The following is a 12,921-nucleotide window of genomic DNA, read 5'->3' on the forward strand; positions in this document are numbered from 1 at the left end:
CCCGGCAGGCCCCGCACCTTCTGTGCGACACCTGTCGTTCAGCGTACTCCTGCTCCGGGCCCTCACCCCACCGCGGGGATCCGGGAAACCCCCGTCACGACGTCCGCACGGGTGCCGGCCAGGGACAACCTGATGCACCCCTCACCGCTGGCCCCGAAACCCGACCCCGGCGCCACGGCGACGCGCTGCTCCACCAGGAACCGCTCGCACCACGCCGACACGTCCCCGCCGCTGACGTGCGACACGTCCACCCACAAGTAGAACGCCCCCGCCGGGCGCTGGTAGCGGACCCCCTTGCCGTCCAGCACCTCGCAGGCCGCGTCGATGTTCGCGCGGTAGTGCTCGCGGGCGTCCGCGACGACCTGCTGGTCGCCCTCCAGGGCCGCGAGCGCGGCGTGCTGGGCCGGGGCGTTGACGCAGCTGATCACCGACTCCTGCGCCGTGCGCAGCAACGGCGCCCACGCCGGCGGCGCGACGAACCACCCGACGCGCGCCCCCGTCAGCGCGTACGTCTTGGAGAAGGAGAACACCGACAGCACCCGCCCGTCGGGGTCCAGGCCGGCGGGGCTGACGTGCGCGACGCCGTACGTGAACCGCTCGTACACCTCGTCCGAGACCACCCACAGGTCGTGCCGGCGGGCGAACTCCAGCAGGCCGGCGAGCACGTCAGCGGGGTACACCGTGCCGAGCGGGTTCGACGGGGAGTTCACCAGCAGCACGCGGGTGCGCCCGGTGACGGCCGCCTCCAGCGCCGGCAGGTCGGGCCGGAAACCGTTCGCCGCGTCCAGCGGGTACGGCACGGGCACGGCCCCCACGTGCCGGGCGGTCATGGAGAAGTTCACGTACCCGGGGTCGGGGACGAGCACCTCCTGCCCCGCGTCGAGGGTCAGCGACAGGACCTGGTGCAGGGCCTGCATGCCGCCCGCGGTCACCCACACCTGCTCGGGGTCGACGTCGAGGCCGTTGTCCCGCGCCAGCTTGCCCGCGATGGCCCGGCGCAGGGCGGGGATCCCGCCGTTCGGCGTGTAGTCGGTGACGTCGTCGCGCCACGCCTGCGCCCCGGCGGCCAGGACGTGCGGCGCCACCGGCAGGTCCGGCTCGCCGACGTTGAGGAAGACCACGTCGTCCAGGCCCTGGGCCAGGTCGAAGATCCGCCGGATCGGCGAGGCGGGGATGGTCAGGGCGTGAGGGGCGATCTGCGGCACGCTCCGAGGTTATGACGTGCGGCCCGCGAGCACCTCGAGGTAGTGCGCGTTGTGCATGAGGCCCAGGAGGTTGCCGAACGGGTCGAGCACGCAGGCCCCCGTGAACCCCTCGCCGAACCGCCGGGCCGGCTGGAACACCGTCGCCCCCAGCTCGAGCGTGCGGGCGATCGCGGCGTCGAGGTCGTCGACGTGCCAGTACAGGACGACGCCGCCGGGGCGGTCGGTCGCCGGGACCCCGCCGAGCTGCCCGGCGAAGCGGGCGTCGAGGATCCCCAGCTCGTGCTGGTGGTCGCCGACGCGGAACTCGGCGTACCAGGGCTGGTCGAAGTACGGCGCGATCCCCAGCAGCTCGGTGTACCAGCGCTTGGCGCCCTCGAAGTCCTCCGCCAGCAGCGCCACGGTCGACATGCCTCGCAACATCACGTGCTCCCTCGTCCGGTGCGGTCTCGACACCCACGAGACTGCCGGGTGAAGCGCTCACCTCCTGAGCACTTCCGGTGGCACTCTCGACGACGTGCGCGCCGACCGCCTCGTGGCCGTCCTGCTGCTCCTGCAGTCGCGGGGGCGGGTGACGGCCGCCGAGGTGGCCGTCGAGCTCGAGGTGTCCCTGGCCACCGCCCGGCGGGACCTGGCGGCCCTCGCGAGCGCCGGGGTCCCCGTCTACCCGCAGGCCGGGCGCGGCGGCGGCTGGTCCCTCGTCGGCGGTGCCCGCACGGACCTGTCCGGGCTGACGCGCGACGAGGCCCGGGCGCTGTTCCTCACCGTCGGCCCGACCGCCACGAGCCCGCGGGCGAGGACCGCGCTGCGCAAGCTGGTGCGCGCCCTGCCGGGGACGTTCCGCGCCGACGCCGAGGCCGCGGCCGAGGCGGTCGTCGTCGACCCGGCCCGGTGGGGCGGGCAGGAGGCGGCCCCTCCCGGCCTCGTCGAGGAGTTGCAGCGGGCCGTCGTGTCCCGCACGCGCGTCCGGCTGGACTACGCGTCGCGGACCGGCCGGACGCTGCGGACGGTCGACCCCCTGGGCCTCGTCGACAAGGACGACGTCTGGTACCTGCTCGCGCAGACCCCGCGGGGACGGCGCACGTTCCGCCTCGACCGCATCGGGGATCTAGAAACTCTGGACGAACGGTTCGAACGTCCCGACGGGTTCGACCTGGTCCGCGAGTGGCAGCGGGTCGTCGGGGAGGTGGAGGCGCGGCGGTCGCTGACGAGCGCGACCGTCGTCGTGCCCACGAGGTTCCTGCCCGTGCTGCGCACGCAGTTCGGCCGGCACTGCACCGACGTCCGGGAACTCGGCGGCGGGCGGGCCCGTTGCCTGGTCGCGGCACCCGCGCCGCTCGACCTGGCGCGGACGCTGGCCGGGTGGGGGGCGGGGATCGAGGTGGAGGGACCAGCGAGCGTACGGGCGGAACTCGGCCGGATCGGCCGGGAACTGGTGCAGAGGTACCCGTGAGGGTCCGGCTGTTGGCAGCGGACCCGGTGCCGTGCCATGGTGAGCGCGGATCGCGGGACGACGAGGACGTCTCCGGCAGCGAGGAGCAGACGATGAGCAGCGAAACGGACGTCGCCGTGTCCGGACCGAAAGGTTTCGTCAGCGGGCAGGCGGCCCTGGACCTGGCCCACGAGCTCCTGAGCGGGGTCGACGCCCGCTGGGCGCACACCCGGCTCGCCGCGGCCACCGCGCGGTCCATCGCCCACACGGTCCCCGAACAGGACCGGGAACTGCTCGTCGCGGCCGCCGCCCTGCACGACGTCGGGTACGCCCCCGCCCTGCTGCGTTCCGGTTTCCACCCCCTCGACGGCGCCGACCACCTGGCCGAGCTCGGGTGGCCCGTCCGCCTCGTGGGCCTCGTCGCCCACCACAGCGGGTCCCGGTTCATGGCCCGCGCGCGGGGTCTGGTGGACCGGCTCGACGCCTACCCCGACGAGGGCGGCGCCGTCGCCGACGCGCTCGTGTACTGCGACATGACGTCCACCCCCGACGGCCGGGAGGTCCGGCTCGCCGAGCGCCTGCAGGAGATGCACGCCCGGCACCGGGGCGACCCCGCCGCCGAGCGCCAGGCGCGGCGCGAACGGGAACCCTTCCTGCGCGCGTCCGTGGCGCGCGTCCAGGCCCGCCTCGGCCCGGGGCGCCGGGTGCTGCCCGTCCCGACGCAGCAGCACCGCTGACCGCCCCTCACGGGGCCGGTCGGCGGTCGGTGCCCGCCGTCAGACGGTCGCACCCTCGAACGCCTCGGCGAGCAGCCGCACCGAACGCAGCCGGGCGTCGGTGTCCAGCGCCTGGTGGGCGACGATGAGCTCGTCGGCGCCGGCCTCGCGGCGGAACTCCTCCAGGTACTCCCGGACCTCGCCCGGGGTGCCGATCGCGGAGTAGTGCTGCATCTGCTGGACGTGCTGCCCCGCAGCGGTTTCCATGAGGATGTCGATCTCCGCCTCGGTGAACGTGCGGCCCCGCCCGAACAGCGAGGTCGCGAAACGTCGCTGCACCTGGGCGAACGACTCCCGGGCCCGGCTCGTGGTGTCGGCGGCCACCACGTTGACGCCCGCGATCACGTACGGCTCCGCGAGCTGCTCCGAGGGCTGGAACTCGTTGCGGTAGGAGACGACCGCAGCGCGCAACTGCTGGGGCGCGAAGTGCGAGGCGAACGCGTACGGCAACCCGAGCCGGGCGGCGAGGTGCGCCCCGAACGTCGACGACCCCAGCACGTACAGCGGGACGTTCAGCCCGCTGCCGGGGGTGGCCTGCACCCCGGGGACGCGGGAGCGGCCCGCGAGGTAGGCGCGCAGCTCGGCGACGTCCTCGGGGAACTGCGCCGAGGCCGCCGGGTCCCGCCGCAGCGCGTACGTCGTCGCCTCGTCCGAGCCGGGGGCCCGGCCGAGCCCGAGGTCGATGCGCCCCGGGTACATGGCCTCCAGCGTCCCGAACTGCTCGGCGATGGCCAGCGGCGAGTGGTTGGGCAGCATGACGCCGCCCGAGCCGAGGCGGATGGTGCTGGTGTGCGCGCCGACGTGCGCGATGAGGACGGCCGGCGCCGACGAGGCGATGTGCGGCATGTTGTGGTGCTCGGCGTACCAGACGCGGCGGTAGCCGTGCTCCTCGGCGGTCCGGGCGAGGGCGACGCTGGCCGCGATGCTGTCGCCCGCCGACTGCCCCGGAGCGATGGGGGCGAGGTCGAGGACCGAGAACGCGAACGACATGGTGCGACCTTTCGAACGACGAGGCTTCCACAGGGGGCAACCCCGCGCCCCGCCGAGGTGTTCCACCTCCGGGGAGCCGGGTGGGTGCTGGGACACTGGCGGCGTGGACGTGGTGGGCAGGCTGCACGCGGCGGGGTGCGTCTTCGCCGAGCGCGAGGCCGAGCTCCTGCGCGCCGCCGGGGGCGACCTGGACGCCCTCGTCGCGCGGCGGGTCGCGGGTGAGCGGCTCGAGGACGTGCTCGGGTGGGCCCTCTTCCGCGGCCGCCGCTACGCCGTCGCCCCGGGGGTGTTCGTCCCGCGGCACCGCACCGGCGCCCTCGTCGACCTCGCCGTCGCCCACGCGCGCCCCGGGGACCGGGCGCTGGACCTGTGCTGCGGGACGGGCGCGCTGATCGGCGCGGTCACCGACCGCGTCCCGTCGCTGCGGGTCCACGCGACCGACCTGCTGCCCCCCGCCACCGACTGCGCCCGCCGCAACCTGCCGGGAGCCACCGTCGTGACCGGCGACCTCTTCTCCGCCCTGCCCGCCGGGCTGCGCTTCGACCTCGTCGTGGCCAACGTCCCCTACGTGCCGAGCCGGGAGGTCGCGCACCTGCCGGCCGAGATGCGCGAGCACGAGGACCTGCGGACCCTCGACGGCGGCCCGGACGGGCTCGACGTGCTGCGCCGGGTGCTGGCCGAGGTGGGGTCGTGGCTGAGCCCGCGCGGGCGGGCGTTCACCGAACTCGACGAGGAGCAGACCCCCGCGGCCGTCGAGTGCGCGCGGGCGTGCGGGCTGGTGCCGGAGGTGTTCGTCGCGGACGAGGAGGAGGACGACGGCTCGCGGGTGTTCTCCGTCCGGCTCCCCTGACCGCGTCCAGGGGTGGTCACCCCTCCGCGACCGAGCTGCGCCGATCGCCCGCGGAGGGGTTGTCGCGGGACCCGCTCAGGTCGCCATGTCGACGAAGCGCGAGTAGTGGCCCTGGAACGCGACGGTGATCGTGTCCGTGGGGCCGTTGCGGTGCTTGGCGACGATGAAGTCCGCCTCCCCCGCCCGCGGGGACTCCTTCTCGTACATGTCCTCGCGGTGCAGCAGGATGACCATGTCGGCGTCCTGCTCGATGGACCCCGATTCACGGAGGTCCGACACCATGGGTCGCTTGTCGGTGCGCTGCTCCGGACCACGGTTCAGCTGCGACAGGGCGATGACGGGGACCTCGATCTCCTTGGCGAGGAGCTTCAGCGCGCGCGAGAACTCCGAGACCTCCTGCTGGCGGCTCTCCACCTTCTTGCCCGACGTCATGAGCTGCAGGTAGTCGACGATGACGAGCTTGAGGTCGGCGCGCTGCTTGAGCCGCCGGCACTTGGAGCGGATCTCCATGAGCGACATGTTCGGGGAGTCGTCGATGTACAGCGGGGCGTCGTTGATGGCGCCCATGGTCTTGGCGAACCGCGTCCAGTCGCCGTCGTCCATGTTCCCCTTGCGCATCTTCTGCAGGGGGACGCGCGCCTCGGCGGACAGCAGGCGCATCGCGATCTCGTTGCGCCCCATCTCCAGGGAGAAGATGACGGAGGCCAGGCCGTGCTTGATGGAGCAGGCGCGGGCGATGTCCAGTCCCAGCGTCGAGTTGTGGGTCGGGACCATGGAGCGACCGGCGAGGTAGAGGTGGTCGGCGTTGGAGACCTCGACGCAACGGACCGGGACGGAGTCGACGCGGCGGACGTCGGTGATGAAGCGGCTGTTGCGCCGCTGGAACTGCCGCTGGCGTCGGTCCTTGTGGACCAGCTTCTTCCGTTCCAACCGGAAGACTTCGTCGTCCGTGCTGAAAGTGATCGTGTACGCCGTCGACGACTCGGCGCTCCGACCTCTGACCGCCTTCTCGCTCCACCCGGTCCGGTATCCCAAGGTGTGCAGGAGCTCACGCACCTGCTCCGCGAGTCGTCGAGAGGTCACGGTGAACTGGACGGTCCCCGACGGCGCGACGGTGCCGTCGGTGTCCAGCAGACCCGCGAGCAGTGCCCGACGCTGCGTCTCGGAGGCGCGCAGGTAGTCGACGGGGATGTGCTTGTCACCGAGCACACCGATGGTCCGGAGCCGGGCTTGGAAGCTGCCGTGCTCGGCTCGGCAGCTGCCGCAGAGCACGAAACCGCTGGAAGGCCGACCACAAGAGGAGCAGACCGGCGGCACGGAGTAACCACCGACGCCCTTGGACCGGCCGCCGCAGCTGCGCCCACACGTCTTGACCTGCGACGTCTTGGGACGGAACTCGGTGCCGCACACCACGCAGGCCTTGGTCACCACAGGAACACCGGGAAGGCGGAGCGAGTAGACCATCGAGTCGACCTGGCGGACTTCGAGGCCTTCGTCCTCCAGGAGCAGGACCATCTCGGCGTCGGCGGTCGTGAGGCGAGCAGTCGCGCTGTGCCCGTCTCCCAGCCACGCCCCCAGCACGTAGGGCGGCACCAGGAGATCCCGGTCCGGCACCTGGAGAGGCCGGGCCAAGCTGACGGCGTGGTTGAGGCGTCGGTCGCCCGTCTCGCACCGCAGGGTGGCGGCGATCTCACCAGTGGTCCTCACCGCTTCGGCCGCTCGGCCGGGCCTGCGCGAGGCGCGCGTGCTCGTCAGCCACTGGTGCTGCTCGTCCGCGACGATCACGCTGCCGTCGGAGAAGTGCACCTCGTAGCAGGGGCGGTCGGTCATGACCTCCGTCGCCGCGACGACGGTCGTCGGCTCGCCGTCCGCGCCGATCAGCTGGTCGCCGACCGCGACCTCGCCCATCGTCGTCCAGCCGGTGGGGGTGGGCAGCGGGGTGTCGAGCGCGAGCGCCTTCCCGACCGCCGGCCGCGCCGCGATGACGATCATCTGCCCCGGGTGCAGGCCGTTGGTGAGGCTGTCGAGGTCGGCGAAGCCGGTGGGCACGCCGACCATGCCCTCCCCGCGGTGGGAGCTGGCCTCGATCTCGTCGATGGTGCCTTCGATGACGTCCCCGAGGACGGCGTAGTCCTCCTTGGTGCGCTTCTCGGTGACGGCGTACATCTCGGCCTGGGCGGTGTTGACGACGGCCTCGACGTCCATGCCGTCGGAGCCGTAGCCCATCTGCACGATGCGGGTGCCGGCTTCGACGAGGCGGCGCAGGACGGCGCGCTCGGCGACGATGCGGGCGTAGAAGGCGGCGTTGGCGGCCGTGGGGACGGTGGAGATGAGGTCGTGCAGGTACGGGGTGCCACCGACGCGGCTGAGCTCGCCCTTGTTGGTGAGCTCGGCGGAGACGGTGACGGGGTCGGCGGGCTCGCCGCGGGAGTACAGGTCGAGGATCGCGTCGTAGATGACCTCGTGAGCGGGGCGGTAGAAGTCCTGGCTCTTGATGACCTCGACGACGTCGGCGATGGCGTCCTTGGACAGCATCATCCCGCCGAGCACGCCCTGCTCGGCGGCGATGTCCTGGGGGGGCATCCGGTCGTAGGAGGCGCCCTCGGACCCGCGGTCGTCGCGTCCACCGCGACGCCCCTTGCCGCCGGAGCCGCCACGCCCGCCGCTGAAGCGCTCGCCGTCGTCGGGGGGCCCGAAGTCGACCGGGGGCTCGTCGTACGTGGTCACTGCTGCTTGCCCCTCTTCCCCCGGAGACGTCCCGCGACGATCCCTCGCCCCAGGTCTAGAGGACGGGTCCGACACGGCTCGGCGCGCGGGCTCCTCCTGGTCCTCCGAGCACAGTGACCGACGTCCTTCCGATCGGTCAAACCACCCTGTGCACAGGGCGGTGGACAGCCTGTGGATGAGGTGGGGACCGTTGTGCACAGGGGGTGGACAACGCTGGGGACAACTCGCCCCGTTACGGTGGACGACGGCCCCTCAGGACCGCGAGCAGGGCGCTGACCTGCGACGACGTCATCCACGGGGTTGTCCACCAGGTGTGGGTGGAAAAAGAATCGTTCGGACGAGGGGGAAGCGGCTCTGTTGCGGTTCGGTAACGCTCTGCCCGGCAGGCTCAAGGTCACCGCCCGGGACGCCGAGGTGCTCAGGTTGGCCGTCCCGGCCCTGGGCGCGCTCGTGGCCGAGCCGCTGTTCCTGCTCGCCGACTCCGCCATCGTGGGCCGCCTGGGCACCCTCCCGCTGGCCGGGCTCGGCATCGCCGGGGCCGCGCTCGGGACCGCCGTCAGCGTCTTCGTCTTCCTCGCCTACGGGACGACCGCGAACGTCGCGCGACGCGTCGGGGCCGGTGACCGCCGCGGCGCGCTCAGCCAGGGTGTCGACGGGGTGTGGCTCGCGCTGGCGCTGGGGATCGTCGTGGCCCTCGCGCTGCGCCTGGCGTCCGGCCCGGTCGTCGACCTGCTCGGCGTCAGCGCCGCCGCGCGGCCGTACGCGCTGACGTACCTGCACTGGAGCCTGCCCGGGCTGCCCGGGATGCTCGTCGTGCTGGCCGCCACGGGGGTCCTGCGCGGCCTGCTCGACACCCGCACCCCGCTCGTCGTGGCGGCCGCGGGGGCGGTGCTGAACACGGGCTTGAACCTGCTGCTCGTGCACGGCCTCGGCTGGGGCATCGCGGGGTCGGCGGTCGGGACGGCGACCACCCAGGTGCTCATGGCGCTCGCCCTGGCCGTCGTCGTGGCCCGCGGGGTCGTGCGCGCGGGTGCCCGGGTGCGGCCCCACCCGGTCGGTGTCCTGCGCAACGCCCGCGACGGGGTCCCGCTGCTCGTGCGGACGGTCACGCTGCGGGTCGCGGCCCTCGTCACGACGTACGTCGCGGCCTCCCGGGGCGACGCGGGGATCGCCGCGCACCAGGTCGCGATCACCGTCTGGACCACGACCGCCCTGGCGCTGGACGCCCTCGCCATCGCCGCCCAGGCGCTCGTCGGGCGGGCCCTCGGTGCGGGTGACGTCGCCGGGGTGCGCGCCACGATCCGCCGGACGGCGCAGTGGGGCGTGGGGGTCGGGGCCCTGCTGGGGGTGCTCGTCGGGGTCGGCAGCCCGTGGATCGCGGCGGTCTTCGCCCCCGGCGCCGACGTCCGCAGCCACCTGGGCGCCGCCCTCGTCGTCCTCGCCGTCTGCCTGCCGGTGGCCGGGTGGGTGTTCGTCCTCGACGGCGTCCTCATCGGCGCCGGCGACGGCCGCTACCTGGCGGGCGCGGGGATCGTGGCGCTGCTGGTCTACCTGCCGGCGGCCCTGGCCGTCCTGGCCTGGGCCCCGGCCGGGCGGGCCGGGCTGGTGTGGCTGTGGATCGCGTTCGCCGGGCTCTACAGCCTGGCCCGGCTCGTGACCCTCGTGCGGCGCGAGCGGCAGGACGCGTGGATGGTCACGGGGGTCCCGGACGGGCTCTAGCTGTCCGTCCGTCCGGACCGTTGACGCGACGGTACGAACCTATTGGACCGTCGCGTCAACGGTCCGCCCCCCGATACCGCCGCGTCCACAGGGCCCAGCGCTCAGCGTGTCGTCCACAGACCGTGCGTCGGCGGCGGCAAGGACGTCGGCTTCCCGCGACCCTCCGGGGATGCCTCGCCTGAACCCCTACGACCGCGCCGCCGTCGATGAGCTGTTCCGCCCTCACGGGCTCGCCCGCTACTCGGCCCTCGTCGAGCTCGGGGTGCCGAAGTCGACGTTGACCCACAGGACACGCACCGGCGGTCGGTGGCAGCGGATCCTGCCCGGCGTCGTCCTGGGTCACAGCGGCACCCCGAGCACGGTCGAACGACGTCGGGCAGCGCTGGCCTACTGCGGGTCGGCAGCTCGCATCAGCGGGAAGCACGCCTTGGAGCTCCACGGTTCGCTGACCTCGGCCCTGCCCGCCGGTGAACCGGTCCTGGTCGTCATCCCGAACGCGCACCACCGCACGTCATCGCACTTCTGCGTCGTCGAACGCAGCGAACGGGACACGGGCGTGATGGTGCGTGGGGGCTTCCCGGTGACCTCCCCCGCCCGGGCTTGCGCGGACGCGGTGCGGGGACACGACGTGGACCTGGACGAGGTGCGGGAGCTGATGAGCGGTGTGCTGCGCCGCCGGCTGTGCACCTTGCGGCACCTCCAAGAGGAGGTCCTCAGCGGGCCCACGCAGCGCAGCGGACCAGCCCGGCGCGCCCTCGCCGAGCTCCGCTCGGGGGCACGCAGCGTGGCCGAGATCGAGGCGCAGAAGATCGTGGGGTCGTCGCGACTGCCCCAGCCGGTGTGGAACGAACCGGTCGTCGTCGACGGTCGCTGGGTCGGGAACGCCGACGCCTACTGGCCCGGCCTCGGTGTCGTGCTGGAGATCGACTCGATGCTCTGGCACCTCGGGGCCGGCAACCTGCGGCGGACCCAGGCCAAGGCTCGCCGGTACGCCGCTGCCGGACTGGTGCTCGTCTCCATCGCCCCGGCGGACCTCACCGCCGATCCCCGAGCGTTCCTGGAGCTCCTGCGCGACGCTCTCTCCCGGGCAGCCGCGCTCCGCGGCCTCACCCTGTGAGAGGTCGGACCGTTGACGCGACGGTTCGATGGGTTCGTACCGATGCGTCAACGGTCCGACTCCGGCGGCCTCAGAACTCCTGCAGGTTCTCCCGCAGCGTGGTGTACGTGTACCCGTCCCGGATCAGCCCGCGCCTGCGCAGCGCCGGGGCCAGGCCGTCGGTGATCTCGGCGATCTGCAGGCGCGTCGGCGGGGTGTAGAGCAGGAAGCCGTCACCGCCGACCTCGTCCATGATCTCGCCCATCTTCGCGGCCACGGTGTCCGGCGACCCCACGAGCCCGAGGTCGGTGATCTGGAACGACTCCCCCGCCATCTGGCGCAGCGTCTTGCCCGACTGGCCCTGGAAGAGGTTGGCCAGGGAGGACCGCTCCCCGTTGCCGGCGGAGGTGTCGATCTCGTCGACGGGGGTGTCGAGGTCGATGCCGCCGAAGTCGATCCGGCCGCCGGAGGTGTACGACATGTTCCACAGGTTGTACTCGACGGCGGCGTCGGAGTACCGGGACAGCCGCGCGGCCTCGGCCTTGACCCGGGCCTCCTCGTCGGACGCCGCGACGATCGGGGTCGCCAGGAACAGCAGCTTCACGTCGGAGGGTTTGCGCCCGTGGGCGAGCAGCCGTGCGTGCACGTCGGCCCGGTAGGCCTTCATGTCCTCGACGGTCTTGCACATCGCCATCTGCGTGTCGCCGTGCGCGGCGGCGAGCTCGCGCCCCGGGACGGACCCGCCGGCGGAGGCGACGGGGATCCGGCCCTGCGGGCCCGGGACGGTGTTCAGCGGGCCGCGGGAGGAGAACCACCGGCCCCGGAAGTCGGCCGGGTGGACCCGGGTGTGGTCGGCGTAGACCCCGTTCTCCTGGTCGGCCAGGACCGCGCCGTCCTCCCAGGTGCCCTGCAGCGCCTTGACGCACTCGATCCACTCCTGGGCCATGAGGTAGCGCTCGTCGTGGTCGAGGTGGCGCTCCATCCCGTAGTTCTGCGCGACGCGGTCGGTGACGCTGGTCACGACGTTCATGCCGACGCGCCCGCCGGTGAGGTGGTCCAGGGTCGTGTAGAGCCGGGCCGCCAGGTAGGGGTGGTACTGGATCGTGGAGACGGTCGGGACGATCCCGACGTGCTTCGTGCGCTGGGCCATGAGCGGCACCAGGGGCATCGGGTCGTTCTTGGGGGCCATGAACCCCCGGCGCAGCGACACCTCGGCGCTGCCGCGGAAGCTGTCCTCGACCATCGCGGTGTCCTCGATGAGGACGTAGGTGAAGCCGGCCCGTTCGAGGGAGTCGGTGAGGTCGACGTACAGGTCGGGCTTCGTCCAGTCCCGGACGTTGGTGCCCGTCCAGGGTCCGTCGACGGCCGGGTTCCACGGCTGGATGCCGAAACCGCTGCCGAGGAACCATCCGAGGTGGAACACGGGAGACCTCCGGGGTCGCTGGCCCGGGTCGGTCCCGGGGCGTCGGGGACGAGGCAACGCGACACGTGTTACGCGACCGCCACGCCCGCGTGACGTCCGTGTTGCGCGGCCGCGGCCGCGGGGACGCACTGGCGCAACGTGCGCGAAACGGTCCTGAACCACTCCTGAAACGTCGGCGTCGTCCACTGGAGGGCATGACGACCACCACCGCCCGCGACGCCACGACCCGCACCGCGACGGTCCCCCCGCAGCGGGACGTCGTGCTCCACGTCGAGGGCGTCGTCGAGCACGGCGACCAGCGCGGCCGGCTGCTGGGCTTCCCCACGGCCAACATCGGCGTCCCCGAGCACGGCCTGCGCGACGGGGTGTGGGCCGGCACGGTGCAGCTCGACCCCGAGCACGACGGCCCGGTCCACGTCGCCGCCGTCTCGGTGGGCCACCGCCCCACGTACTACGGCAAGGACGGGGACCGGCTGCTCGAGGCGCACCTGCTCGACTTCGCCGGCGACCTGTACGACCGCCGGGTGCTCGTGCGCCTGCACGTCCGGCTGCGCCCCCAGCGCCGGTTCTCCGGATCGGGTGAGCTCGTCGAGCAGATGCAGCGCGACGTCGCCGACACCCGCGCCTGGGCGGCCGCGTCCCTGCCGCGCAACGAGCCCGAAACACGCGCGGCCACGACGGGAAACACCCCGTCCGCACAGTGACG

11 protein-coding genes are annotated in these 12,921 nt (G+C 73.1%); 6 read left to right on the plus strand and 5 right to left on the minus strand.

The window, feature by feature from the left end; all coding sequences use genetic code 11:
- Positions 1 to 62 precede the first annotated feature (62 nt).
- Positions 63 to 1,205 (minus strand): pyridoxal phosphate-dependent aminotransferase, encoded by a 1,143-nt coding sequence (locus tag CLV37_RS23180; protein ID WP_106214980.1) that lies wholly within the window; start codon positions 1,203 to 1,205, stop codon positions 63 to 65.
- Positions 1,206 to 1,214: 9 nt separating this feature from the next.
- On the minus strand, positions 1,215 to 1,613 hold the full coding sequence (locus tag CLV37_RS23185) for a VOC family protein (protein WP_211298881.1): 399 nt from the start codon (positions 1,611 to 1,613) through the stop codon (positions 1,215 to 1,217).
- Positions 1,614 to 1,719: 106 nt separating this feature from the next.
- Here CLV37_RS23185 and CLV37_RS23190 point away from each other — a divergent pair, with 106 nt between their 5' ends.
- Together CLV37_RS23190 and CLV37_RS23195 are read left to right on the plus strand one after the other, a co-directional pair.
- Positions 1,720 to 2,655: a helix-turn-helix transcriptional regulator gene (locus CLV37_RS23190; protein ID WP_106214982.1), complete on the plus strand. Its 936-nt coding sequence runs from the start codon at positions 1,720 to 1,722 to the stop codon at positions 2,653 to 2,655.
- Positions 2,656 to 2,747: 92 nt separating this feature from the next.
- Positions 2,748 to 3,371, plus strand: a complete 624-nt coding sequence (locus tag CLV37_RS23195; RefSeq protein WP_106214984.1) for an HD domain-containing protein — start codon at positions 2,748 to 2,750, stop codon at positions 3,369 to 3,371.
- A 39-nt stretch (positions 3,372 to 3,410) separates the two neighbouring features.
- Here CLV37_RS23195 and CLV37_RS23200 read toward each other — a convergent pair whose 3' ends face one another.
- Positions 3,411 to 4,400 carry an LLM class flavin-dependent oxidoreductase gene (locus CLV37_RS23200; protein ID WP_106214986.1) on the minus strand — a complete coding sequence of 330 codons (990 nt, stop codon included), beginning with the start codon at positions 4,398 to 4,400 and terminating at the stop codon, positions 3,411 to 3,413.
- Between the two features lie 103 nt (positions 4,401 to 4,503).
- Between CLV37_RS23200 and CLV37_RS23205 the strand changes: the two genes are divergently transcribed.
- A complete protein-coding gene (locus tag CLV37_RS23205) occupies positions 4,504 to 5,250 on the plus strand; it encodes a putative protein N(5)-glutamine methyltransferase (protein ID WP_245885730.1) in 747 nt (248 codons plus the stop codon).
- A 75-nt stretch (positions 5,251 to 5,325) separates the two neighbouring features.
- Here CLV37_RS23205 and dnaB read toward each other — a convergent pair whose 3' ends face one another.
- Positions 5,326 to 7,833 (minus strand): replicative DNA helicase, encoded by a 2,508-nt coding sequence (gene dnaB, locus CLV37_RS23210; RefSeq protein ID WP_106215146.1) that lies wholly within the window; start codon positions 7,831 to 7,833, stop codon positions 5,326 to 5,328.
- A gap of 558 nt (positions 7,834 to 8,391) precedes the next feature.
- On the opposite strand from dnaB, the gene CLV37_RS23215 reads away from it, so the two are divergent.
- A complete protein-coding gene (locus tag CLV37_RS23215; protein ID WP_245885749.1) occupies positions 8,392 to 9,696 on the plus strand; it encodes an MATE family efflux transporter in 1,305 nt (434 codons plus the stop codon).
- Between the two features lie 169 nt (positions 9,697 to 9,865).
- Positions 9,866 to 10,813, plus strand: coding sequence for a hypothetical protein (locus tag CLV37_RS23220; RefSeq protein WP_106214990.1), 948 nt, complete (start codon positions 9,866 to 9,868; stop codon positions 10,811 to 10,813).
- 70 nt (positions 10,814 to 10,883) lie between these two features.
- On the opposite strand, the gene CLV37_RS23225 is transcribed toward CLV37_RS23220, so the two are convergent.
- Complete coding sequence (locus CLV37_RS23225; RefSeq protein WP_106214993.1) at positions 10,884 to 12,215, minus strand: NtaA/DmoA family FMN-dependent monooxygenase; 1,332 nt, start codon at positions 12,213 to 12,215, stop codon at positions 10,884 to 10,886.
- Positions 12,216 to 12,409: 194 nt separating this feature from the next.
- Here CLV37_RS23225 and CLV37_RS23230 point away from each other — a divergent pair, with 194 nt between their 5' ends.
- Positions 12,410 to 12,919, plus strand: a complete 510-nt coding sequence (locus CLV37_RS23230; RefSeq protein ID WP_106214995.1) for a riboflavin kinase — start codon at positions 12,410 to 12,412, stop codon at positions 12,917 to 12,919.
- Positions 12,920 to 12,921 lie beyond the last annotated feature (2 nt).

Origin of the sequence: Kineococcus rhizosphaerae, from assembly GCF_003002055.1 — a bacterium.
Classification (GTDB): domain Bacteria; phylum Actinomycetota; class Actinomycetes; order Actinomycetales; family Kineococcaceae; genus Kineococcus; species Kineococcus rhizosphaerae.